The sequence below is a fragment of the Thauera sp. 27 genome (assembly GCF_000310125.2).
GTDB lineage: Bacteria > Pseudomonadota > Gammaproteobacteria > Burkholderiales > Rhodocyclaceae > Thauera > Thauera mechernichensis.
In genome coordinates, this window is sequence record NZ_AMXB01000046.1 from 1 (window position 1) to 25,844 (window position 25,844).

The 25,844-nt window shown below is 70.3% G+C and carries 9 protein-coding genes; 7 read left to right on the forward strand and 2 right to left on the reverse strand.

The features are described from left to right. The 7 genes from B447_RS18850 to B447_RS18880 form a co-directional block, all read left to right on the forward strand. On the forward strand, positions 1-1,078 hold a 1,078-nt coding region (locus B447_RS18850), incomplete at its 5' end, for a hypothetical protein (protein ID WP_002944239.1). Then, a complete protein-coding gene (locus B447_RS18855) occupies positions 1,075-2,751 on the forward strand; it encodes a formylmethanofuran dehydrogenase subunit A (RefSeq protein WP_002944256.1) in 1,677 nt (558 codons plus the stop codon). The genes B447_RS18850 and B447_RS18855, both read left to right, overlap by 4 nt. Continuing rightward, positions 2,748-3,725 carry a formylmethanofuran--tetrahydromethanopterin N-formyltransferase gene (gene fhcD, locus B447_RS18860; RefSeq protein WP_232431678.1) on the forward strand — a complete coding sequence of 326 codons (978 nt, stop codon included), beginning with the start codon at positions 2,748-2,750 and terminating at the stop codon, positions 3,723-3,725. The genes B447_RS18855 and fhcD overlap by 4 nt, the downstream gene beginning before the upstream one ends. Continuing rightward, on the forward strand, positions 3,722-4,585 hold the full coding sequence (locus tag B447_RS18865; RefSeq protein WP_002944260.1) for a formylmethanofuran dehydrogenase subunit C: 864 nt from the start codon (positions 3,722-3,724) through the stop codon (positions 4,583-4,585). Before fhcD ends, B447_RS18865 begins: the two co-directional genes overlap by 4 nt. 45 nt (positions 4,586-4,630) lie before the next feature. Next, the gene (gene fae, locus B447_RS18870; RefSeq protein ID WP_002923488.1) at positions 4,631-5,164 is read left to right on the forward strand and encodes a formaldehyde-activating enzyme; all 534 of its coding nucleotides are present in this window, start codon (positions 4,631-4,633) and stop codon (positions 5,162-5,164) included. 10 nt (positions 5,165-5,174) lie between these two features. Next, positions 5,175-7,142, forward strand: coding sequence for an aminodeoxychorismate synthase component I (gene pabB / locus B447_RS18875; RefSeq protein ID WP_002944264.1), 1,968 nt, complete (start codon positions 5,175-5,177; stop codon positions 7,140-7,142). Beyond that, positions 7,105-7,881, forward strand: a complete 777-nt coding sequence (locus B447_RS18880; RefSeq protein WP_002944266.1) for an HAD family hydrolase — start codon at positions 7,105-7,107, stop codon at positions 7,879-7,881. The genes pabB and B447_RS18880 overlap by 38 nt, the downstream gene beginning before the upstream one ends. Before the next feature lie 9 nt (positions 7,882-7,890). On the opposite strand, the gene B447_RS18885 is transcribed toward B447_RS18880, so the two are convergent. Continuing rightward, positions 7,891-9,546, reverse strand: a complete 1,656-nt coding sequence (locus B447_RS18885; protein WP_002944268.1) for a ShlB/FhaC/HecB family hemolysin secretion/activation protein — start codon at positions 9,544-9,546, stop codon at positions 7,891-7,893. Positions 9,547-9,587: 41 nt separating this feature from the next. Continuing rightward, a complete protein-coding gene (locus B447_RS18890) occupies positions 9,588-25,634 on the reverse strand; it encodes a leukotoxin LktA family filamentous adhesin (protein ID WP_002944270.1) in 16,047 nt (5,348 codons plus the stop codon). Between the last annotated feature and the right edge of the window lie 210 nt (positions 25,635-25,844).

Consider the following 25,844-nt stretch of genomic DNA (forward strand, 5'->3'; position numbering starts at 1 on the left):
TGCGGCGCTCGACGCGGCGGCGGCGCGGCTTGCGGCGGCGCGCTTGCCGCTGTTCGGCGGCCTGGCCACCGATGTGCAGGGCATGCGCGCGCTGTATCGCCTGGCCAACGTGCGCGGCGCCATTCTCGACCATGCCCACGGCGAGGCCATGATGCCCGCGCTGCGCATGCTGCAGGACCGTGGGCAGATGTTCACCACGCTGGCCGAGATCCGCAACCGCGCCGACCTGATCGTGTGCGTCGGCACCGATGCGCGGTCGAGCCATCCCGAGTTCTTCCGCCGCTGCGCGCCGGCCGCGGGGCGCGAGGCCGGCGGCCGGGTGGTGTTCCTGGGCGCAGGCGCGGGCACGCCGGGGGCTGCGGAGATCCCGTGGGCGAGCGCGGTCGATGCGCTGTGCGCCGAGGGCGACATCTTCGACACCGTGGCGACCCTGGCGGCACTGGTCGACAGCCGCCGCCTTGCGGCCGTACCCGCTGCGCTCGCTGAACTTGCCGACGCCATGCGTGCCGCGCGCTACTGCGTGCTGGTGTGGGAACCGGCCCGCCTGGCGCAGCATGGCGCGCTGGTGGGCGAAGCCCTGCTGCGCCTGTTGATGAACCTCAACCTCAAGACCCGCGCCGGGGCCTTCACGCTCGGCGGCAACGACGGTGCGCAGACCGCGAATGCGGCGATGAGCTGGCTGTCCGGCCTGCCGCTGCGCTCGCGCGTGGGGCCGCAGGGCGTCGATCACGACCCCTTGCAGTACGCCACTGCCCGTCTGCTCGACGAGCGCGCGGTCGACCTGCTGCTATGGGTGGCGAGCTTCACGCCGGATCTTCCGCCGCCGCCGGCTGCGCTGCCGCGCATCGTGCTCGGCCATCCGGCGCTCGCCGCCGGCTGCGCGCAGCCGGGCACGGTGTTCATCCCGGTGGCGACGCCGGGCATCAACGCCGACGGCCATCTGCTGCGCGCCGACAGCGTGGTGTCGCTGCCACTGCATGGCGTGCGCGACGACGGCCTGGCGACCGTGGCCGAGGTGGCGCAGGCGCTGGTCGCGCGCCTTGCGAGCGGCGCGGCGGCGAAGGAGGGCGCGCGATGACGACGATCAGGCTCAAGGGCGGTCGCGTCTACGACCCCGCCAACGGCGTCGATGGCGAGGTGCGCGACATCGGCATCCGCGACGGCCGCATTGTCGTGCTGCATGCGCAGGACAAGGTGGATGCGGAGTACGACCTGACCGGCTGCGTCGTGATGGCCGGCGGCATCGACCTCCATACCCACATCGGCGGCGGCAAGGTCAACCTCGCGCGCATGATGCTGCCCGAAGACCACCGCCTGAACCGGCCGCGCGACTCGCTGCTGGAGCTCGCCTCCAACGGTTGCTGCACGCCGGGCACGCTCGAGACCGGCTACCGCTATGCGCAGATGGGCTACACCGCGGCCTTCGAGCCGGCGATGCTGGCCAGCAACGCGCGCCAGGCCCACATGGAGATGGGCGACACGCCGATCCTGGACCACGGCGCCTACGTGATGCTGGGCAACGAGGAGCTCTTCCTCGAGATGCTGGCGCGCGGCGAGGACCCGCAGCGCATCCGCGACTACGTCGGCTGGGCGATCGGCGCCAGCAAGGCCATGGGCGTCAAGGTGGTGAACCCGGGCGGCATCTCGGCCTTCAAGTTCAACCAACGCAAGCTCGACGTCGACGAGGGCCATGTGCATTGGCAGGTGACGCCGCGCCAGGTGGTGCACAGCCTGGCGCGCGCGCTGTCCGAGCTGGGCGTGCCGCATCCGCTGCACATCCACGCCAGCAACCTCGGCGTGGCGGGCAACATCGAATCGACGCTTGCCACCATCGACGCGCTCGAAGGCCTGCCCGGCCACCTGACCCACATCCAGTTCCACAGCTACGGCAGGGAAGGGCCGAAGAAGTTTTCCTCGGCGGCGCGCCAGCTCGTCGAGCGCGTCAACGCCGCGCCCAACGTCAGCATCGACGTCGGCCAGATCATCTTCGGCCAGACCGTCACCGCCTCGGGCGACACCATGCGCCAGTTCGCCAACGCCGAGCTCGGCAACCCGCGCAAGTACGTCGGCGGCGACATCGAGTGCGATGCCGGCTGCGGCGTGGTGCCTTTCCGCTACCGCGAACAGAGCTATGTGAACGCGCTGCAGTGGGCGATCGGGCTGGAGATCTTCCTGCTCATGGACGACCCCTGGCGGGTGGTGCTGACCACCGACCACCCCAACGGCGGCCCCTTCACCAGCTACCCGCACCTGATCAAGCTGCTGATGGACAAGCGCTTCCGCGACGAACAGCTCGCCCGCCTGCACCCCGACGTGGCGGCGATGGCGGACCTGCGCGAGATCCGCCGCGAGCTCTCGCTGTACGAGATCGCGATCATGACCCGTGCCGCGCCCGCGCGCCTGCTGGGCCTGACCGACCGCGGCCAGCTCGGTATCGGCGCTGCGGCCGACATTGCGGTGTATCGCGAGGAGGCCGACCGCGAGGCGATGTTCGCCACCCCGGAATACGTCTTCAAGGACGGGCTGCTCGTCGCGCGCAAGGGCCGCATCGAGGCGGTGCCGGTGGGCGGCACCCACTTCGTCGAGGCCGACTACGACCCGGCGATCGAGAAGACGGTCGAAGCCTGGGCCGATCGCCACGCCAGCATCAGCTACCGCCACATGAAGATCGGCACCGACGAGCTGTGCTCGTGCAGCAACGGCGGCGCGCTGCTGGCGTGCAAGGTGCACGGACGCGGGAGGCCGCTGTGAGCAGCCTGCCGCAGGAGACGACAAGCGCGATGGAGATGGCGCCCAACAGCGTGATGCGCAACGGCGTGACGATAGACGACACCTTCGCCGAGGCCTTCCCGATGAAGGCCACAAGGGTGCTGATCACCGCCCACAACGAGACCTGGGCGCGCCATGCCGCGGTCGCCATGACCGGCTTCGCGACCTCGGTGATCGCCTGCGGCTGCGAGGCCGGCATCGAGCGCATGCTGGGCGCGGACGAGACGCCGGACGGCCGGCCTGGCGCTTCGGTGCTGCTGTTCTCGATGTCGGGCAAGGAACTCGCCAAGCAGCTCGAGCGTCGCGTCGGCCAGTGCGTGCTGACTTGCCCGACCACGGCGATCTACGCCGGACTGGAGCTTGGCCAGGATCAAGGCGAAGCGATCGCGCTTGGCAGGAATCTGCGCTTCTTCGGCGACGGCTGGCAGATCTCCAAGATGATCGACGGCAAGCGCTACTGGCGGGTGCCGGTGATGGATGGCGAGTTCGTCGCCGAGGAGACCACGGCCATGGTGAAGGCGGTGGGCGGTGGCAACCTGCTGCTGCTGGCGCGCGACACCGATGCCGCGCTCGCCGGCGCCGAGGCTGCGGTGGAGGCGATGCGCGCGGTGCGCGGCGCGATCATGCCCTTCCCCGGCGGCGTGGTGCGTTCCGGCTCCAAGGTGGGCAGCAAGTACGCCACGCTGATGGCCTCGACCAACGACGCTTTCTGCCCCGCGCTGACGCCGCTCGCCAGGCGCAGCGAGCTCGACGCCGACACGCGCTGCGTGATGGAGATCGTCATCGATGGCTTGACCGAGGCCGATGTCTCCGCCGCCATGCGTGCGGGCATCGCGGCCATCGTCGCGCGCGGCGCGGCGGCCGGGGTGACGCGAATTTCCGCCGGCAACTACGGCGGCAAGCTCGGGCCCTTCCACTTCCATCTGCACACGCTGATCGGGGAGGGCGCGGCATGAGCGCGACACCAGGCTGGTGCCTGCGCCTCAAGGTGCAGCCCGAATTCCGCGTCGACTTCGGTGGCGTGCTGCCGCTGCGGCTGGCGGCGATGACGGCCGATGAGATTGCGCGCCTGCCGCTGCGCCACGGCAACGACATGCGGGCCATGGGGGCGCTGTTCGACATCATGCCGGTGGAAGGCGCAGCCGCTGCAGTGCCGGGCGGGCAGGCCGAGCCGGGGCCGCAGCTGCGCCTCGAGGGTGACCTGTCGCGCGTCGACGCCATTGGCCAGGGCCTGGAGGGGGGCATGCTGCGCGTCGACGGTGACGTCGGCGACCGCTTGGGCCTGGCCATGCGTGGCGGCGAGATCCGCGTGCGCGGCAGGGCTGGCGAGCTCGCCGGCTGCGAGATGGCAGGCGGGCGGATCGAGGTGGCGGGCGATGTCGGCGACTTCGCCGCCGCTGCGCGGCCCGGCAGCATGGAGGGCATGCGTGGCGGCACGCTCATCGTGCACGGCAACGTGGGCGCGCGCTGTGGCGACCGCATGCGGCGCGGCACGGTGGTGCTGCATGGCGACGCCGGCGACTTCCTGGCCTCGCGCATGGTCGCCGGCACGATCGCGGTCGCCGGCCGGGTAGGTGCACACTGCGGCTACGGCATGCGGCGCGGGACGCTGGTGTTTGCCGGCCCGCAGCCTCCGGCACCGCCGACCTTCGTCGCGACGCAGCACGATATCGCCGTGTTCTGGGCCTTGCTGCGGCGCAGTCTGGCCTATCATGGCGGCCTCTTCGCCAGCCTGCCGGCGCCTGCGCCGCGCCGCCTGGTCGGCGACCTGGCGGTCGACGGCAAGGGCGAATGGCTGCTGCCGGGCGGCGGTTGATCCACCGTATTCCGTTTGTCCCCAACAACCCCGTACGGAGACCCCATGAGCAAACGCTACGTATTCCATGCCGGCGAAGCCACGGTGCTCGCTGCCGAAGGCCAGTTCACCGACGCCATGCCCGAGATCCTGATCGGGCGTACCGATGGCCCGGTCGGCCAGGCCTTCGCCAACATGATGGCGCAGAGCAAGGGCCACACCGCCATGTTCGCGATCCGCGCCTGCAACCAGATGGTGCGTCCGGTTACCATCACGGTGCCGAAGGTCACACTCAAGGACTCGGCCAACATCGAGCTCTTCGGCGGCGTGGTGCAGTCGGCCACTGCCGATGCGGTGCTCGACTGCGTGATCGAGGGCATCATCCCGCGCGCTGTGGCCGACGAGCTGTGCATCATCAGCCTGGTGTGGATCGACCCGCGCTGCGCCAAGGACCCGAACCTGGACAAGAAGGACATGTACCGCACCAACTACGAGGCGACCAAGCTGGCGATCCGGCGGGCGCTCGACGAGCAGCCGAGCCTCGACGAGCTGATCGCCAACCGCCACACCATCAAGCACGACATGGACGACTGGAGCTGAGGCGCCCGCCATGACCTGCTTTGCCCTGCTCGACGACTGCCACGCCACCGCCACCGCGCCCACCAGCCGGCTGTACACCGGCTTCGTGCGCGAGCACCGCTGCGACGACCCCGCCACGCTGGATGCGGTGTGGGCGGCGGCCGACCGCGACCTGCGTGCCGGCCTGCATGCCGTGGTGCTGGCCGACTACGAGTGGGGCGCGCGCCTGCTGCAGGCCGGCCACGAACGGCTCGCGCCCGCCGACGGCGGCAGCCTGCGCGTGCTGATGTTCGCCGAGCTGCAGCTGCTCGGCGTCGACGCCGTCGATGCCTGGCTGCTTGCGCGCGAGCAGGACGAGACGGGAGCCAGCCATGGCAACGATGGCCGCGCGCCGGCGCCCGCGGGCGTGCTCGATATCCGTCCCTCGGTCGACCACGACGCCTTCTGCGCTGCGATCGCGCGCATCCACGCTGCCATCGGCGAGGGCGAGACCTACCAGGTCAATTACACCTACAGGCTGGACTTCCGCACCTTCGGTGCGCCGGTGAGCCTTTACCGCCGGCTGCGCGCCCGCCAGGCCGTGGCCTTTGGCGCCTTCATCGCGCTGCCGCCGGGCACGGCCGGGCCCGACTACGTGCTGTCGTGCTCGCCCGAACTCTTCCTGCGCAACCGGGGCGGGTGCCTGTCGGCGCGGCCGATGAAGGGCACCGCGCCGCGTGCGCGCGAGGCCGAGGGCGACAGCGAGATTGCCCGCATGCTCGCCGGTGACACCAAGAACCGCGCCGAGAACCTGATGATCGTCGACCTGTTGCGCAATGATCTCGGCCGCATCGCGCGCACGGGCAGCGTGCGTGTGCCGGCGCTGTTTTCGGTCGAGGCCTACCCGACCGTGTTCCAGATGACCTCCACCATCGAGGCCGAGCTCCCCGACGACACCGGCTTCCCCGCGCTGCTGCGCGCGCTCTTCCCCTGCGGTTCGATCACCGGCGCGCCCAAGCACCGCACCATGCAGATCATCGCCGAGCTTGAGGACACCCCGCGCGGGCTGTACACCGGCAGCATCGGCTGGATCGACGCGCCGACGCGTCCGCACCAGGCCTGTGGCGATTTCTGCCTGTCGGTGGCGATTCGCACGCTGACGCTGCAGCGGCGCGCCGACGCGGCCCAGGGCGCCGGCTGGGACGGCCGCATGGGCGTAGGCGCGGGCATCGTCATCGATAGCCAGGCGGAGGAGGAGTTCGAGGAGTGCGCGCTCAAGGCGCGCTTCCTGACCGGGCTGGACCCGGGCGTCGGCCTGTTCGAGACCCTGTACGCGACGCGCGAGGATGGCATCCGCAATGTCGAGCGCCACCTTGCCCGCCTGGCTGCGAGTGCGGCGGCGCTCGGCTTTGCCTGCCCGCGGGCGGCGATCGTGGCCGCGCTGCGCCAGCAGGTGGCGGGGCTTGCGCCCGGCCAGCCCAGCCGCATGCGGCTGGCACTGCACAAGGACGGCCGCTTCGAGATCGTGGTGGCACCACTCGAGGCGCTGCCGCCTGGGCCGGTCGAGGTGTTGATCGCAGCCGCACCCATCGGGGACGTGCATGGCCTGCTCGCCCACAAGACGACGCTGCGCGCGCGCTACGACGCGGGCATCCGCGCCGCGCAGGCCCGTGGCGCCTTCGATACGCTGTTCTTCGACGCCGACGGCGGCTTGACCGAGGGCGGACGCAGCAACGTCTTCCTGCGCATCGATGGCGAATGGCTCACCCCGCCCGCCGGGCGCGGCGTGCTGCCGGGCACCATGCGCGCCGCCGTGCTCGACGACCCCGAGTGGGCCGCGCGCGAACAGCCGCTGCGCGTGGAGGACCTGCTGCGTGCCGAACGCATCGTGCTCACCAATGCGCTGCGCGGCACGCTCGATGCGTGCCTGGCGGCGGGCGAGGCCGAGCGCTGGCGAGCCCGGCAGATGGCCGCGGCAGCGGATGGCGGCAAGTACCACGCGCGTGCAGATCGTGGCTGAAGGGCGCGCGCAGCGCGCACGCGGGGAGCATGACCACGAGGCCGGCGACCGCGAGGCGTCCGGTCGCAGCGCGTTCGACCTCGCCCTGTTCGATCTCGATTTCACCCTCATCCCGTCGGACAGCGGCTTGCGCTGGGCGCGCTTCATGGTGGCGGAGGGCGTGCTGCCGGGCGGCAGCGACGAGGCCTACCTGAACGTGTGCCGAAGCTACGTCGCCGGCCGGATCGACATCGAGACACTGCATGCCTTCGCCGCGCGCACGCTGCTGGCCGTGGACGCGGATGCGATTCCAGGCCTGCAGGCGCGCTTCGAGGCGGCGGTGCGCGCCGAACTGCCGGCGGCGGCGCGCGACCTGGTGGCGCAGCACCTCGAGGCCGGCGAACTGTGCTGCATCGTCACCACGACCAATGAGATCGTGGCGCGTCCCTACGCCCGCGCCTTCGGCATCCCCAACCTGCTGGCGAGTGTGCCGGCATGCGAGGACGGTCGCTTCTGCGGGGCCTACGTCGGCGCGCTGTGCCATGGCGCAGGCAAGGTCGCGCGTGTGGAAGACTGGTTGCGCGGCAGTGCGGCGCAGGGGGGCGTATCGCGTCCGCGGCGCAGCATTTTCTATTCGGACTCGGCCAGCGACCTGCCCTTGCTGGAGTGGGCGGACGAGGCGGTGGCGGTCCGCCCCGATGCCCGTCTGCGCGCCCACGCCGAACTGCGCGGCTGGCGCATCATCGACGCGCCAGCCTGAGCCGCAGGTTCAGAAGAACTGCGCCACGAGCATGAAGTGCAGCTCGTGGCGACCGTCCTCTCCAGGCACGCGGTTGAAGGCGCGCGCATAGGTGAGGCGGGCGTCGACGCGCTCGCCAAGTGCGGCGCGCACGCCCCAGCCGGCGCTGCCGAGGTGGCGGTGGCGCGGCTCGCTGGAGCTGGGCGCCCGGTAGGGCGTCACCCGGCCGTGGTCGGCAAAGAAGAAGCCGGTGGCGCGCAGGGCAGGGCGATTGCCCTCGGCAGCGAGCGCGATGAGCGGGTGATGGAGCTCCAGGTTGGCGATGAAGCCGCGGTCGCCCGACCAGGCGCCGGACTTGTAGCCGCGCACGCTGTATTCGCCGCCGAGCTGCAGCTGCTCGCCCGAAGGCAGCGGCCCGTCGCTGCTGTGCTGGTAGTTCAGGCTGCCCTGCAAGGACCAGTTGGGCGTGATGGCCTGGATGCGGCGCAGGAAGGCGCGGCCGAGCGTGTAATGCTCGCGCTCGAAGCCGCGCGCGCGCCCGGCGCTCAGGTGGTAGGTCGCGATCCAGTAGCCGTGGTCGTCGGCGGCCTGGTGCTCGATCCCCACGCTGCCGTCGCGGGTGCGCGTGTTCTGCAGGAAGACGTCGCTGATCCAGTTCTTGGTCTCGCGGTGCTTGGTGCCGATGACGAGGTCGGTGCGCGAGCGCTCGCCGAGATGGACAGGCTGGCGCAAGGCGGCGACGAAGCCGGCGGAGCGGCCGGTGATGTCGAGTTCGCGCAGCGGCCCCTTCTTGATCTCGACCTCGTCGCTGTAGGCCGCCACGCTCAGCCTGCCGCCGCTGGCGTTGACCGGGAAGGCGTAGCCGAGCGAGTAGCTTTCCTGCCCGCTGGCCCGGACGAAGCCCAGGCTGAGCTCATCGCGAAAACCGAGCAGGCTGCGGTTGGTGTATTGCACACCGGAGCGCCACAGGCCCGAGCCTTCGCTGCCGCCATTGTCGAGGGTCAGGCGCAGCAGGTGGCGCGGGGGCTCCTCGACCAGGATGCGCAGATCCGAGGTGCCGAAGCGCGTGCCGGCGGCCAGCTCGGCGCGCAGCTGCGCGTCCTGGGTGCGGTTGAAGCGGCGCAGGTCCTGCTCCAGCACGGGCAGGTCGACGAGCGCGCCCGGGGTGAGGCCGATGCGGCGGGTGATGAAGGCTGCATCGGTGCTGCTGTTGCCGTCCACGCCGATGTCGCCGACGCGACCCTCGACCAGGCGGATGTCGACCACACCGTCGGAGACGTCCTGCGGCGGGATGACGGCGCGTGCGGTGACGATCCTGCGTTCGCGGTAGTGCGCGTTGATGCGGTCGACCAGTTCGAGCAGGTCGGCGAAAGCGATCTCGCGGCCGACATAGGGTGCCGCCAGTTCAGCCAGTTCGGCCTCGGTGAGGATCTCCGAGGGCGTGAAGCGGATCTCACCGACGGCGAAGCGCACCGGGGGAGCAGCCGGGCGCGGGGCTTCGGGCGGCAAGGTCTCGCGCACCGGGTCGGTGACCTCCTGGCGCTGGAGTTGCTCGAGCTGCCGCCTGCGCTCGTCCTCGTCGATGCGGCGCTGCTGCAGGGCGCCGGGGTCCGCTTGAGGCGGCAGGATCTGCGCCAGGGCAGGCGACACCCAGAGCGTTGCTGCCAGGATCAGCACGGGTTTCATGGCTGCGAGTTCTCCACAGGATGGCATTTGTCGGTGCAGCTTCATTGCGTCTCCGTGTCAGTCGCGACCGGGTTGGCGTCGACGCTGACCAGGCTTTCTTCCTCGTCCTCGCGCGGTGCCCCTGCAGCGGGCGGCGCGAGATGGAACTCGGCCAGTACGCGCTCGGTGTATTCGACCACGCTCAGCTGCGGGCCGTCGGGGCCGAGCACCTCGTGCGAGGCACGGCGGTCGATCACGAAGCTGTCGGTGGCGATCAGGTTGCGGTCCAGCTTGAGGGCGAAGGCCGGGCCGCCGGAGTAGAGCTGCGCATCGTAGCCCTGCAGGCGGAAGTTGTGCTGGTCGATCAGCAGGCGGGTCTGCGGATTGGTGACGACGACGCGGTCACCGACCTGGAACTGATCCACCTGCAGCGTGCCGACCGGTATGTCGATCCTGCCCGTGAGGGCGGCGACGCGGTCGAAGTGGAAGCCGCCCAGCCCGCTCAGCGTCAGGTCCATGGCCGAGGCCATCCCGCCGCCGTAGCCACCGATCGCGCCGAAGATGGGGGCGCTACCGCTGGCGAAGACCTGGGCGACGATACGGTCTGCACTCAGACGCAGGTCGCGACCGACTTCGAGGCGATCGACGTCGATGCGGTCGTGTGCGCCGATCGAGACCTCCGTCGCCCGCAGCTCGCCGATGCCGACACTGCCTGAAGGGACGTCGACATCGAGGCTGCGGGCGTCGATCGAACCGAACTCGGCGTCTCCATTCATGGCGCTGAGCTCGACGTCGCGTCCGCTGATGGCGCCCACGCGCAGGTCGCCGTCATCGGCAGCGAGCTTCACGTCTTCGCTCAGGCTCGTGACCGACTGGGCGCTGATCGAACCGGCGGCGCGGATGTCGATCTCGCCCTCGGCGGTCACGTCGCCCATGATCAGGGAGCCCGGCGAGTCGATGTGGATGAGCCCGCCCGCACTGGCGTTGAAGTTGAGTACGTCGATGTCGAGCGGGTTGCCGCCGATCTGGCCACCCGCACGGATGGTGAGCGTCGCCCCGGGGGCGGTGTTGGCGATGATGTCCAGACGGGTGTCGCCGCCGTCATACACGCTGCCGCCGGCGGTGATCAGGATCGCGCTCTCGGTGGGGTTGCCGGTGAAGATGCCGGTGATGACGGCGTCGCCATCGGTGCGCAGGTCGATCGTGCCGACATCGACGCGCATCTGCGCTGCGTGGATGCCGTCGCCGGCGTCCTGCATGAGCAGGTCGCGTGCCTTCAGGAACACGCCCAGCGTCGTCGCATGCACGTCGGCGAACGGGGTCAGCACCATCTGCGCGCCGGCGACGAGGCTGATCGGGCCCGGGCCGCTGACGCGGCCGTCGATGAACATGAAGGTGGCCGAGGACAGCGCGACCGCGTCGCCCGAGCGCACGGCGCCGATGTTGAAGAACTTGCCGAGCGTGCCGTTGAGATGGACGCCGTTGCCGAAGCCCTCCGTGCTTGCAGAGATGCGGCCGTCCTCGTCGGAGAGCGCGACGTCGAGCGGGTTGTCCGCGCTGCCGATCTCGCCGCCGCTGGCGTTGAGACTGACGTTGCGGGCCAGGATGTTGAGATCGGGGTCGAGCGGATTCTCGGTGAGCTGGAAGTCCAGGATCGAGCCTGAAGCGTCCAGGCGCACGTCGCCGATCGAGAACACGGTGTCGACGAACAGGCCGGACGAGGCCGCCAGCCAGATGTCGGAGCCGGCGCGTGCGATCAGTCCGGTACCGTCGCTGAGCTGGATGCCGAGCGGCGTCAGGAACAGCTTGTCGCCGTCGAGGGTGCCGCCGATGCCTCCGCTTGCCGCCTCGAGGATGATGCGTCCGCCACTGTTGATGTGGACTGCGCCGGCGCCGGAGTCGATGCCATGCAATGCGCCGGCGACCTTGATGCGGACCTCGTCGCCGGCGCTGACCTGGCCGATGCGCAGGCTGCCCTCGGAGCCGATGAAGACCTTGCCGGCGGCGGTGGCGTGGAGCGTGGCGGGATCGTCCAGGTCGCGGTTGGCGACGTTGAGCGGTTGCGGCTGGCGGATGGTGACGAAGCGCGGGTTGTCCTCGTCGTCGACGATCGCGTCACCGCGTTCCACGGCGGCGAGTGCTGCCTTTTGCGCCTTGGTCAGGGTGTCGATGCCCGCGATGGTGTCGATGACCTGGTCCGGGCCGTAGCGGCCGATGTCGTCGCCGGCGACCAGGGTGACCGTGCGGCCGACGACATTGGGTGCCTTGATGGTGGTGACGGTGTCGGTGATCTCCTTGAGCAGCCCGGCGCCGACCGATAGCAGCAACTGTGCGTCGGTCCATTCGGAGCCGCGGGTGATCGCGGTGATCTCCTCCGCGCTGAGGCGGCTGCGGTAGTCGAAGTCCTCGTCGAAGGTGCTGGTGTAGCTGCCCACCTCCTCGTGCAGGGCGCGGTATTGCTGGGTGCGCTTGTCGGCGAAGGCGGCGATGTCGGCCGTGTCCATGCCGGTGTCGCGCAAGGCCTGCTCCTCGGTGGCGGTCAGCGCGTATTCGAACGTCGGGTCGTAGCTGGCACCGCCATCGGCCTGGCGGACGCGGAACTGCCAGTACAGCCGGTAGTTGTTGCTGCGTCCGTTGGCGTAGGCTTCGACCGCTTCCTGCGCCTTGGCGTCGGAGCCGCGCGCAGCGCCGGTGATGGGGTCGTTCGGCTGCTGGCGCAGGCGCATTTCGTCCCACAGCGCAGCGAGCTCGTCCTCCGTGCGGGTGTCGACCGTGGCGAAGGGGTTGTTGTCGATCACGCTGCCGGTGGTGGTGATGCGTACGTCACCGCCGAGCGATTCCACGCCCACCACCAGCAGGTCGCCGGTGTAGCTGTGCGCGGCCAGCGGATCGGCCAGGTTGGCGATGTTGATGTCGCCGCGCGCCTGTGCCGAGAGGCCGTGGCGGGCGAGCACGGCGGCGTCCTCGCTCGTCGTGTAGCCGCTGCGGATGCGCAGCGGATCGCCGCCCAGTGCGTCGAGACGGCCGATGCTGCCGTTGGCGCTGCTGAGGTCGATGCGGCGGGCCTGCACGAGGGCGCTCGCGTCGCGGCCGACGATGTCGCCCGCAGACTCGAGGACCACCTTGTCGGTCGCTGCCGAGCCGATGGTGCCGACCCTGAGGTCGCCGATCGTCTGCTCGAGGTAGATCGAGCCGCTCGTGGTGCCGGCATTGACGACGCCGCCCTCGGACTGGCGGATGCGCAGGGCCTGGTCGGGTGTGCCGTCCGCGTGCAGGCTGCCGATCCCGGTGCCCGCCGACAGGTCGATACTGTGTCCGCCCAATACCGCGGATGGCCCGTTCTGGGTCAGGCTGCCGGCGCTGCTGACCATGGTGTTTCCGCCGCGGTTGTTGACGCTGCCGTTGAACACGACGTCGCCGACCGAACTGATGTCTACGCGTCCCTCGTCGAAGCCGATGTACTCGATGCCGATGCGGTAGTCGCCGCGCACGCTGTCGGTGGTGGTGTACTTCTTGCCGGTGGTGACGCTGAACTCCTGGTAGTAGCGCGCCGAGATGCACAGCGACCACCAGTTGCACTCGCGCCAGCTGCGGCCCGGCGTGAGCACGCTGCTGACCGTCTCTTCCTGCGTGCGCGGGCCGCCGGGGAGGTAGTGGTAGTCGGCCGCCGGATCGACGACGAGGAAGGCGTCGGTGAGCAGCGGGTCCTTGGTGCGCTCGATCGAGCGCAGGCGATAGCCGTCGAGCGCCTTGCCGCTGAGGATTGCGGTGCCGAACCAGCCGGTCTGCGAGTAACGATACTCGTCGATGCGCACCTCGTCGTAGCCGGTGGTGACCACGTAGCGCAGGCCGCTGACCGGGTCGTACCCCTGGGTGCCGGTGCGCGCCTCGCCGTCCGCGCGGGTGCGCGAAACCGGATCGCTCAGGATCGGCGCCCCGGTCGCCGGGTCGATGCCGCGGATGTCGGTGATGTTGATGCGCCCCTTCACGCCGAGGCCGGCATCGAGTGTGTTGACCAGCAGGGTCTTGCCGGTCTCGTTGTCGATCTTGATGCGGCCGTAGCCGTCGAGCACGCGCAGGCGGCCGCCGCCCGACTGGCTGGTGCTGAAGATCTGGCCGAAGAGCTCGATGTAGCCGCCCTGCACCTGCACGCCCGACAGCTCGAGCCTGTCGTGCAGTGCGTTGTAGCGCACCGTGATCGACTCCCAGGCGTCCCACTCGGCGCTGCCGAGCCCGGCGACCGTGGCGCCGCTGACCGTGTAGTACTCGCTGCCGGTGCTGGTCCGGCCCTCGAGAACCTGCAAGGCGTAGTCGTTGCGCGCGTCGGCGAAGCTGCCGGTGCCGCCGCCGGGCAGGCTCACGGTGGCGCCTTCGGGGATGCGTACGCCCCATTCGGCGATGCCGCTCTGGATGGTGCCGTTGATGTTGAGGTAGCGCGCCGCGATCAGCACGCTGCCATTGGCGATGATGCCGCCCGCCGGCTCCGTCGCGGGGCGTTCGATGCTGTCCACGTTGGCCGGGAAGGGGTCGGTTGAGACGCCCGGGATGACCTTCAGCGGTTCGCCCGCGGCGTGCCAGGCGCCGTCGGTGTAGCTCTGCACGAAGTCGCCATTGCGCGTCTTGACCTCGACACGGTCGGCGCGGATGGTCGCGGTTTCGACCGGTGTGACCAGGCTGCCGTCCGGCTTGCGCTTCTGCTCGAGGCGGATGCTGCCGGCGGCGCTGTCGATCTTGACCAGGCCGCGCAGGTTGCTGATGTCGCCGCGCAGGATGATGTCGGGTGCGAGCGGGCGGATGCCGTCGGCGCGCATCGCATCCTTCTCGGCTTCGCTGATGTCGAGCGGCGAGAACAGGCTCTTCACCAGGATCACCGGCTCGCCGGCGCCGCTCGTTTCCGCGGTCGTGATCGACGAGAAGGCGGCCGTGCCCGCGCCGCGGTTGATGCGAGCGATGTCGGCGTTGGAATTGACCTCGACGCCATTGAAGAACAACTTGCCGCCTTCATTCGGTGCGATCGTCATGTTGCCGAGGATGAGGACATTCGGCCCGTAGTTGGTGATGGTGATGCTGGCGTCGCCCGGGGCGTCGAGCACGCCGGTCCCGGTCAGGCGGTTGCCGCGCACGTCGATGTTGCCGAGCTTGGCCACGCTGTCGCTGATCTTGAGCACGCGCGCGATCGGGCCAGCCAGGGCGACGTCACTGAACTCCCCGGCGGTGATGTCGCGATCGAGATCCGTGATCTGCGCGTTGAGGTCGGTCAACCTGGCGTCCAGGTTGGGGTAGGCCGCGACGATGCTGCCCAGCTCCGCGGGGATGCCGACGTCGCGGCGCGTCTCCTTGGTCGTGATCTGCCCTTCGCGAACGGTGATCTCCTCTTTGCGGTCGGCGATCAGGCCGTTCAGCCGGGTAATCTCCGCTGCATCGTCGGTGTCGTCGGGGTCCAGGCCAACCAGGTCAGCCTCGAATCCGGTGATCTCAGCGTTCAGGTCGGTGATCTCAGCCTCGAGAGCGGTGATCTTGGCCGGAATCGCCGCGAGCTCAGTGTTCAGGGCGCTGCGTCGATCGACCTGGGCGTTCAGCTCGGTGAGTGTGTCCTGCATCGCGCTGAGCGATTGCTCGGCGACTTCGAGCGGGCTTTCCGGCGGCACGCTGCTGAAACCCGGCTGGCTGGGGTCGCGCGGGAAGCCCATCTCGTCGAGCTTGCGTTCGAGGAAGCGGACTTCGGAGCGGTAGGCTTCGGCGGCGATTGCCGCGTCCGAGCTGGGGTTGCCCACCGAGTACTGGCGGATGAGCTCCTCGAGCATCGCGATGCGGTCGAGGATGTCGGTTGCCAGGCCGATGAAGTCGCGGTCGAGCACCGAGATCCCGTCGGTATGGGTTTCGCTGCCGTCGAGCGCAATGGTCAGCCACTGTTCGCGATTGATGCCGACCTCCACACGGCCGTCGACATGCACGCTGCTGTCCTGGTTGACCACCGAGCGCCCGGTGCGGGTCTCGAAGCTGACGTCGTCGCCGCCGAAGAGGTTGCTGAACCAGCTCGCGATCGCCGCCAGGGTCTCGCGGTAGATGTCCTTGCCGATGCCCACGCCCGAGGCGGTGTTCGAGCCGCGGTCGGCATGCAGTGAGGCGTGGCGTACCGACAGGATCTCGGCGCCAGCGGCGACCGAGAGGTGGCTGCCGGCGTTGACGAAGGCGTCGGCGACGGGGTCGCGATTGACCGGGATCGCCGTGTTGTTATAGACGTCGGTGCGTGCCCTGGCCGATGCGCTGCTCCCGGCGCCGTTGGTGGCAGCGCCTGCGGACAGCTTGATGTCGTTGCCCGACTTCAGGGTGGCGTCGCCGATGGTGACGCGGTTGCTGCCGATGTAGCTCGACACGCTGCTGCCTTCGGGCGCGACGCCGACGAGGCCATAGACGTCCACCGCGGACTGGGTGGACAGGCTGGCCACGGTACGGCTGCCGAGGGCGATGTTCCAGGCGCTCTCGATGTGGGCGCCGTTGGCCACCTCGACTGCGGCCAGGGGGGTCTGGCCCGTGGCGCACACGATGCGCCCGGCCGGGCACACGGTGATGATCTCGGACTCCCCGCTGGCCGCGGAGACCGCACCGCCCGAGGTCATCGTGACCCGATCCGAAGCATTGATGTGGTTCGCGGCGTCGATGGCGACGCCCGCGACCAGGGCCGCCGGATCGCGCGGCGTGATGTTCGCGCTCGCGCCTACCCTGGCGCGGGTGTCGGCGAGCAGGCGCGTCTGGCTGCCGGCTGCGGGGAAGTCGGCCAGGCCGCCCGAGCTCGATTCGACGTTCCAGGCCGGGCGCGAGATGCCCGACCCGGCCAGCAGGCCGGCAGGGGCGCCCTTGGTGAGCGTGGTTGCCGCATTGAGTTCGACACGGTCGCCCTTGACCCTGGCGTTGTCGCCGATTTCGGCGAGCGTCCTGCCGAAGGCGAAGTTCTCCGCGTTGGCGCCGCTGACGCCGATTAGCGAGGCGTTGAGGTTGCGCATCCAGCTGTCGAAGGACAGCACCTGGGTCGCGTCGATCCTGAGCGTGCCGACTTCGAGCATGCGTGCATCGGCCGGATGGCTGGCGCTGTAGCGGCTGCCGATACGGGCGATGGTGGTGCCGACGGTCGAAGTGTAGGACGCGGAGAAGGGCACCGACACCAGGCCGCCCGCGCCAGCCACGCCGTGCGCATGGTTGGTGCTGTTGCCGTTGGCCAGCACCTGCAGCGTGCCGGCGCTTACGCCGACGCGGTCGCCGAGCGTGGCCTGGCTGAGCGTGCTGGAACTGGCCGTGGCCTTGTTCGCCCCTATGGCGACGAAGCCGACCGAGACACCGGAGACGTGCGCCAGCTGGGCGCTGGTGTTGTCCGTCTGCACGGTGGCGATGCCGGTCACCGTGAGCAGGCTGTCGTCGCCCACGCCAGCGCGCACCTGGCCGGTGTTGCTGGCGAAGGACTGCGAGGCGTTGGCGCCGACCAGCAGGCCGCCCGCCGCACCCGAGGCACTGGAATAGGCCGAGCGCGCGATGCCGCCGGGCAGGCGCTGGCGCGCCATCAGGCTGAGGCTGGCGGACTCGATGCGGCTGCCGCTACCCACGGTGGCATCGACCTGCGGCGACACGCGTGCGCGCGCGATCGAGGCGCCGACGGCGCCACCGAGGCTGACGTTGATCCCGGTTGCGCTGGCATGGGCCGCGGTGGCAGCGTCCGCGTCGATGAGCACATCGTCACTCACCTTGATGCGGGCGTCGGTGCCGGTGCTGGCGCCCACTGCCGTCTCGATGGTGGCGGTGGCGACCGTGCCGCTCGCCGCCAGCCCAAGCCCACCCTTGGCCGCGAGGGCCTCGGCGGACACCTCGTGGTGGGCGTCCGCAGTGATTTCCAGGCGGCCGACGCTGCGCCCCGCGGTCTGGCCGACGCGGACCTCGTTGCCGACCTTGGCTTGCGTGCGGCCGGTGATCTCGGCGGTGGTCACCGAGGCGCCGGCCGCGATCAGGCCGACGCTTGCACCTGCGGTCTCGGCGCTCAGCTTGCGCGTATCGTCGGCATCGACGCGCACGCTGCCAGCCTGCTCCACGATCACGCCTTGCTCGAAGCGGGCCTCGACATGCGCACCGGACTTGAGCACGGCGACGGCAGCGTCCACTGCCAGGATGCCGCCGGTGCCGGCAAAGGCGAGCGAATCCAGATCCTCGTCGAGCGCGGCGGATACCGACACCGTGCCGGCATCCCCTGCATTGAGCGTGCTGCCGGTGTCGACGAAGGCCGTGGTGTGGCTGCGGAAGCTGGTCACGCCAACCCCTGCGCCCAGGCCGATGGCGCCTATTGCCAGGCCGCCGTTGAGCATGTCGAAGCGCACATGCTGGCGCGCATCGACATCGATATTGCGGCCGGCCTCCAGCGTGCTGCGCTTGCCGACGAAGGCTGCGGTGCCCGCGGGCAGCAGCCGGGTCTCGGTGGCGGTGAAGCTTGCGCTGGCCGCCGTGTCGGCGCGCTCGGTGGCGACCCGCGTCGATGCGTTGCGGATGCGGCTGTCGCTGTAGCCGTTGAGCACGTTGCTGATGCTGCCGTTGGTGGCCTGGCCGTCGACGTAGCTGCCGGCGTTGCCATCGTCGGTCTGCAGGCGGCGCTGGGCGTCCTCGTCCAGCCCGCTGCCCACCGAATACACGCCGACCGCCCCGGCGAGCGCGCCGAGCCCGCCGGCGGCGCTCACCACGTAGGTGTCGATGTCGGTCTTTGCGAGCGCGTTGACGTCGATGTCGCGGCGGGCCTTGACCGTGGCATCGTCGCCGATGAAGGCCGTGGTGTCGTTGCGGATGATGCCGACATCCACGGCGCCGGCGATCCCCACCGCACCGACGCCGAGGGCGCCCGACACGTTGAAGAGGCGCAGATCGTTGCGCGCGCTGACGTTGACGTCCTGGTCGTCGTGCGCTGCGCCAGCCTGGGTGTTGATCTGTGCGCCGTTGCCGATGTAGGCCAGGGTGTCCGAGTCGACCGTCGCCACCGAGGCGGCGCCGGCGAAGCCCACATACAGCCCGCCTGCGCCTGCCGCGGAGACGGTGAACAGGTTCTCGTGCGAGCGTGCCTGGACCTGTATGCCGCGCATCGCGGTGGTGAGATCGACCCCGTCGCCCGAGTAGGCGGTGAGGGCTGTGCTGCCCTGGCCGCGGCCATCGACGACTGCGCGGTTGCCGATCCAGGCGCGTGTGTCCTTGTCGATCAGGGTGATGCCGACGCCGGCGCCGATGCCGCCGCCACCGATGCCGAGCGCGACGGTGCCGGCGACCAGGGTGGTCGCGGTGTCGTCGTCGGCCTTGACCACGACGTTGCCGCCAGCCTCCACGACGGCATCATCGCCGATCGAGGCCCAGGTCTGGTTGTCGAAGCTCAGCACCGACACGCTGCCGGCAACGCCGACGGTGCCCGATGCGCCCAGGCTGGCGCTCACCGAGACGACCTCCTGCACCGAGTTGGCTGCGACCTCGACGTCGCGCGCGGCCTTGACGGTACTGTGGTCGGTGATGGTGGCGTGGGTGGCGTGCTTCATCACCGCCACATCGGCACCCACCCCCACACCCACCGTGCCCGAGGCGGCCAGGGCGCCGGCAATGCCAAGGTGGAAGCTGTCGTTGCCGGCGGCGACCAGCACCGATTGCGCGCTGTCGGCGCCGCTGTTGTCCGCATTGATGCTGACGCCGCTGCGGGGCGTGCCCGGGGCGACGTCGATGCTGCCGATCGAGGCGCGGGTGTCGGTACTGTGCACCGAGACCTCGCCCGACAGCGTTACCGCCCCGGTGCCTGCTGCGGCGCCAGTGACGGCGAAGCCCTTGATGTCGTCCCGGTTGACCGCGGTGACCGCCAGGCCTCGGTGGTCGCGTAGCTGCGAGGCGCTGCTGCGGGTGCTGCCGAGTGCAGAACTGCCGCCCGCCAGGCTGTCCTTGCCGTTGCTGGGTGTGATCCCGGGCGCGGCGACTTCGCCCGCGCCGGCGCTGGTGGCGGCGTATGAGACACCGAAGTTGCCGCTCGCCACCTGCCTGGCGGCCGCCTTGCCGAGCGCGGTGGCCGATGCGCCGTCGTCGATCCAGGCATGGGTGGTCTTGTCCACCACGGCCACCGCCGCCCCGGCACCGACTGCGGCGGTGCCGGCCGCACCGATGGCGCCGGCGAGCAGGTCGAGGTCGCTGTCCGATTCGGCGGCGATGACGAGGTTGCCTTCGGAGTGCAACGCGCTGCCGGCCCCGGCCGAGGCCAGGGTGGCGACATCGAGCACCAACACCGAGGCCGAGCCCTGCACCCCGGCGGTGCCGCCGGCGCTGACGCCGACGCCGATGGAGCGGATCTTCTCCGTGCTGACGGCGGTGATGTCGAGCGCGGCGCCGGTACGTGCGATCACGCCTTCACCGAGCCAGGCTGCGGTTTCCTTGTCGATGACCACGACGTCGGCGGCACCGCCGACGCCTGCCGTGCCACCAATGCCGACGGTGCCGACGATGGACAGCAGTTCGGTGTGTGCGCTCGCGCCGACCGCAAGCGCGCGCGTGCCCAGGGCAGCGCCGTCCAGGCCTGCGTTGATGCGCGCATCCTTGCCGATCCAGGCCTGCGTCACCGGGTTGTAGACATTGACTGCAGCCGAGCCGGCGACACCCGCCGTGCCGCCGCCGGCGCCGCCGACCACCACCGAAGTCACGTCCTGAGTGGCGCCTGCGGCCACCGTGATGAGACCGGCAGCGGTGAGGTTGGCGTCCTGTCCGGCCCAGGCCTGCGTGACATTGTCGATGAGGAAGGTGCCTGCAGAGGCGCCCACGCCGGCTGTGCCGCCGATGCCGGCAACCCCGGCCACGCCGAGTGCGTCGAAAGTGTTGGCGGCCTCGATCCGGATGTCGCCGTTGCTGCGCAGCCAGCTGCCGTTGCCCGCGCTGGCCTCGACCGTGTTGTCGGAGAGGATCAGGCTGAGTACGCCGCTCACCCCCGCGGTGCCGGCAGCGCCCGCGCTGGCGGCGATGACCGCGAGGTCCATGGTGCTGGAGGCGTCGATGGCGATCGACGACGATTGCTCGATGCGCGCAGCGGCGCCCAGTGCGGCGCGCGTCACGCCTTCGTTGGCGATGTCTGCGCTGGCCACGCCGACGCCCACCTTGCCTGCGGCGGAGATGCCGCCGGCGAAGGCTTTCGCGGTCGAGGCGTTGCTGGCGATCAGGTCGACCGCGCCGGTGGTCGCTACGCGTGCGTCGGCGTCGATGCCGGCCTCGGTCGTGTCCTCGAACACGTTGACCGAGAAGGCGCCGGTGACGGCGACCTGGTTGCTGCCTGCGCCCGCGATGGTTTCGGTGTAGTAGTTGTTCTGCCCGAGCAGCAATTGCAGGTTGGCCTCGGTGAAGCGGTCCTCGAGGCCCTCGAGCGACCAGTCGAAGGCGGCAGGGCCGGTGATGGCGTGATTGCGTCCTGCCACCTCCAGGCTCATCGCGGCAATCTCGGCCTCGCGGCCGATCCAGGCGCGGTAGGTGTTGTCCGATACCAGGACCGCGATCGAGGCGCCGACGCCGACCTTGCCGGCGAGCGCGGCGCTCCAGGCCTTGGCGGCCAGCTTGCTGGTGTTGTCTGCACTCACCCGCACGTTGCCGACTCGCGTGCCGCCGTCGATGTCGCCGATGCGGACCTCGTCACCGATCGATGCCTCGGTGGTCGATTCCGAGTTGGCGACCGCGAGCGCACCGGCGATGCCGACCTTCTCCGCGCCTGCGCCCGCCACGCCCTCGGCGGCGAGCTTGTAGGCGAAGCCGGGCGAGGTGTTCTGTGCCGACGTTGCGCTGACCTCGATGTTGCCGGCGCGCACGATCTGGCTGCCGGCGCCGATCGCGGCCTGGGTGTCGTTGCGGGTGATGGCCAGCCCGACGCCCACGCCGATGCCGACCTTGGCGCTGTCCTGGAGCTTGGTCACGTCGAGCGTGTTGCCCAGCCCGCGGGCGCTGAAGTCGCTGCTGCTGGTCGCGCTCAGTGTGAGGTCGCCGCCAAGCTCGAGACGGCGACCGGCGGCAACGGTCGCGCGCGCGTCGTCGTCGAGCACGAGCACGCCGGCCGCAGCCGCGATGGCGACCTTGCTGCCGCTGCCTGTGGTTTCGGTGCCTTGCTGGGCGCTTTCGTTGTCCTTTAGCGTGCTGGTGGTGGCGGCCTTGTCGCGCTCGGTCGCGGTGGTCTCGTCTTCCGCCTTGCCACCGGCGGCGCTGGCCTTGGCGATGGCCTCGTAGCTGCGTGTGCTGGTGGCGGTGATGTCCACCTTGCCGTCGTCGCCGCTGGTCGTGGTGACGAGATCGCGCGCCAGGCTGGCGAGCGTGTGCGTGGTGCTGAGGATGATCGCGCCCGAGGCGCCGACGCCGACCTTGTCGGATTTGACGTCACCGGTGGCGGTGGCCTCGTGCTCGCCTGCCGAGCTGGCACGGATCTCGACCGGTCCGGTTGCGGTGATCTGCGCGCCGGCTTCGACGATGGCCTCGGTCTTGAGCTTGAGGTCGGACAGCGCCACGACTGCGTCCAGCGCCACGCTGCCTTCGGCGCCTGCTTCGGCTTCGGCCTTGCTGTCGCTGCGCGCATCGGCGACGACCTGCAGCTTGTCGAGGTCGATCAGCTGGGCGCCGTTGCGCACCCGTGCGCGCACCAGGTCCTCGCGGAACAGGTTGAGGGCGACCGAGGCGCCGACGCCGAGCTTGCCGCCCGAGGCGGGCTCGTCGGGCAGCGCCGTGGCGCTGGTCTCGGACGCGCTCTCGGCGCGCAGCTCGATGTCGTGGCCGTCGGCGTCGAGCTCGGCGCCGCCATGGATCTCGGCCGTGCTGCGGGTGTCGATGAGGTTGAGGGCGAGGGCGCCGGCAATGCCGACCTTGCCGGCACCGGCGCCGGCCTTGGCCGAACTCGAGAAGCTGTTCACGGTGTCGCTGTCGACCGCGGTCATCAGCGCGCGTACCGCGATGCCCTCTGCGCGGACCTGGGCGTTGCCGATCCAGGCCGCGGTGTGGCTGGTGACGCTGTTGATCGCGACCGCAGCGCCGATGCCCACCGTCGTGGTGCTGCCGGCGGCGCTGCCGTCGGCGCTCGCGCTGGCGTCGGTGTTGCCGGATGCTTCGACTTCCAGCGCCCCGGCCGCGCTCACATCGACCCCGTCAGCGATCGTGGCGGAGGTGCTGACCCGCGCTGAATTGACTGCCACTGCGGCGGCCACTGAGATCTTGCCTTCGCTGGTCTCGGCCGAGTCGGGCGCCTGGGTCTTGCTGTCGCTGCCGTCCTTCTGCTTGTCCTGAGCGAAGCCTGCCTGGCGGCCGATCTCCTGGTCAACGCCGTCCTCGGGCGTGTCGTCGTCGCCGCCGTCCTTCTTCTCCTCCTTGCCGCCCTTGGCGCTGGCGGTGGCGTCGGCCGAGCTCGAATGCCGGCTCTCGGCAGCGACGCGGATCGTGCTGCCCGCGTGCAGGTCGCGCCCGACACTGGCGCTGACCGTCTCCGCGACCACGTTGACGGCAACACCGATGCCGATCGCCGCCTTCTCGCCGGTCGCCGAGCCCTTGGCGACGGTTTCGGTGGTGCTGGCGTGGCGCGCCTCGACGCTCACCGCGCCACTCGCATGCACCGCTTCGCCGCTGCCGATGCCGGCCAGCGTCTTGTTGTCGGCGACTGTGACCGCAGCGACCGGGGTGGCGGCAATGCCGCCCTCGGCGCCGGCCTCGGCCTCGGTACGGGCCGAGTAGTCACCCTCCGCCTTGACGTCGAGGGCGGCGGCATTGCGCAGGCGGGCGCCGTCTGCAAGCTGGGCGCGACTTTCGTTGCTGACGACGTTGACCGCGACCGAAGCGCCGACCCCCACCGTGTCACCGCTCGCGGTGGCATCCTCGGCCGGGGTGGCGCTGGCGTTCGAGGTGCTGCGGTTCTCGGCGTCAATGGCGACGTTGCCGTTCTTCGCGTCTACGTCGCCCGCTGCGGAGATCGTTGCGGTGGTGAGGTTGTCGATGACGTTGATGGCCAATGCGCCGGCAACGCCGACGTCGCTCGCACCTGCGCCCGAGGTGGCCGTCGAGGTAAAGAGGTTGGTGTCGTCGCCTGCCGGCGTGCGCGCACTGGCCTCGATCCCGGCGGCCTCCACCTGCTGGGCGACGCGCGCCTCGTTGGAGACGCGGGCGAGGTTCAGCGCCACGCCGACACCGACGCCGACACTGCCACCGGCGCTGCTGCCGTCGGCCTCGACCTCGGCCTGGGTCAGCGCCGTGCCCGCCACCGTCAGTGCGCCGTCGCTCTGCAGCGGACGGCTGGCGTCGACGGCGGCCAGCGTGTGGCTCTCGAGGTCGCTCACCGCGACCGCTGCAGCCACGGTGACGCCGCCATCGGCGGTGGCGGCATCGTCCTTGTAGGTTTCCAGCGTCTCCTCGGTCTTGCTCTCTTCCGCGCCCTTTTCGGTGGCGCCGCCTGCCGCGGCCTTGGCCGAGGTGGCGACGAGGGTGGTTGAGGCCGCACGCACGCCGACGCCGGTTTTCCCGGACAGCCTGGCATTGTCGGCTGCACGGGCGCGGGTGGTGCTGCGCACGACGGTGACCGCGACGGCGCCGCCCACCGCCGTGTCGCCGCTGGCGGAGGCGTCGACAGCGGCATCCACCCGGGTGTTGTTGGTGGCGCTGAGATCGCTGCGGCCCAGCGTACTGCCCACCTCGCTGTCGCCCAGCACATCGACCGTGGCGGTGGTGTTGCTCGTCACCACGGCGACGCCTGCGTCGCCCGGCAGTTCGCCGAAGTCGGGCAGGCCCGGCCGTGCGCTCAGTTCGGCGTCGACACGGGCGGACAGCTCGGTGCCGGCGGTGCCGCTGAGCCGGCTGTTGCCGGCCACCTTCACGGTGGCGGCAACATCGACGTCGACCACCGCGAGGGGAACGAAGTCCGGTGTCGCCACCGTGGCGACGGCTTCTGCGCGCACGGCCAGCATGCCGCTCGCCTCGAGCGTGGCGTCGTTGAGCTCGGCTTCGGCCGCGACCGTCTTGGTGACGACGGGGGAGAGGCTGCTGTCATGCTCGGCCTTCGCCGTGGCCGTGATGTCGCGGCCGGTGACGGTGGCACCCTGGATGCCGACCCGGGCCCAGGTGTCGCTCACCACGTCGAGCAGTCCGCCGCTGGCGGCGGCCTGCACGTTGACGTCGCCGCCGGCATGGCCGGCGCCGCCTGCGGCAAGCACGCGGGCGCCGCTGCCGAGCGTGACCGAGCGGGCCTCCAGGCTGATGTCGCTCGACGCACCCACCGAGGTGCCGCTGCGCAGGGTGGCGTCGCTGCCGTCGGCGACCCGGCGTGTCGACAGGGTGCCGGTGACGCTGATGTCGTCGTCGCCGACGATCAGGATGCGACCGTCGTGGACGGCCACGGTGCTGGCAGCGTCGAGGCCGTGAACATTGACGACGTCCTTGAAGTCGGGGTCGGTGCCGCTGAAGCGGGCGCCGGTGAACACCTTGCCGCCCACGACCACCGAGCCCGCGCTCACGGCGACCTGTTCGATGGCGTTGACCGTGCCGTCGATGCGCACCTGTGCGTCGCGGTTGCGCGGCGCGGTGCCGGCCACGAGCTGGGCCGAGCTTGCCTCTGCGCCGCCTGCGGCGCTGAAGAACTCATCCACGAACTGCTGGCTGGGCGTGGATACGTGCAGGCTGCCCACATTGACCACGCCGGTGTTGCTGACGATGAAGCCGTGCGGGTTGGCGAAGTAGACCTTGCCGCCGATCTTGCCGTCCTTGATTGCGTTGAGCATGCCGCCGATCGTTGTCGTCTGGTCGCGGACGAGGTTGATGAGCGCGGCCGCGGTGTCGGGCACGTGCAGGTTGGCGACCTGGCCTTCGCCAACGTTGAACCGGCTGAAGGAGTTGAGTGCGTTGCCGTTGCCGAGCACCGTGCCGGTGTGGATGTTGACCACTGCGGCGCCCGCGTCGGGCATTACGGTGGTGAGGGTGCGGCCGTCGGGGACGATGGCCTGCGCCCAGGCCATGCAGGGCGATAGCCCATGGGCGACGATGAGTGCGCAGGTGACGTGGAAGACAATTTCCTTCGGGCGCGGCAAATCCGCGGCACCCATGTGCTGCTGTCCGTTGCGCATCGTCGTGACTCCCTCAGCCCCGCTCCGTTGCGGGTGTTGGTGGACCACGTCTCGACGCAGGTGCAGCGTGGCGGCCGAAAGCCTGCGGGACGTGATTACCCTTAAATCATAGGAGTTATTTCACGATTTGCATCAAAATTTGTCAGCCTGAAACCCAGAAGAAAAGGCCGATCGAAGGGGCCTGCCCGCTGTCGATCGGCCCTCGCAATG

What these genes read in the sequence shown, in the direction of transcription:
- B447_RS18880 (WP_002944266.1), top strand. Translation starts at nt 7,105, where the DNA reads ATGGCGGCAAGTACCACGCGCGTGCAGATCGTGGCTGAAGGGCGCGCG.
- B447_RS18855 (WP_002944256.1), top strand. Translation starts at nt 1,075, where the DNA reads ATGACGACGATCAGGCTCAAGGGCGGTCGCGTCTACGACCCCGCCAAC.
- B447_RS18885 (WP_002944268.1), bottom strand. Translation starts at nt 9,546, where the DNA reads ATGAAACCCGTGCTGATCCTGGCAGCAACGCTCTGGGTGTCGCCTGCC.
- pabB (WP_002944264.1), top strand. Translation starts at nt 5,175, where the DNA reads ATGACCTGCTTTGCCCTGCTCGACGACTGCCACGCCACCGCCACCGCG.
- fae (WP_002923488.1), top strand. Translation starts at nt 4,631, where the DNA reads ATGAGCAAACGCTACGTATTCCATGCCGGCGAAGCCACGGTGCTCGCT.
- B447_RS18865 (WP_002944260.1), top strand. Translation starts at nt 3,722, where the DNA reads ATGAGCGCGACACCAGGCTGGTGCCTGCGCCTCAAGGTGCAGCCCGAA.
- B447_RS18890 (WP_002944270.1), bottom strand. Translation starts at nt 25,634, where the DNA reads ATGCGCAACGGACAGCAGCACATGGGTGCCGCGGATTTGCCGCGCCCG.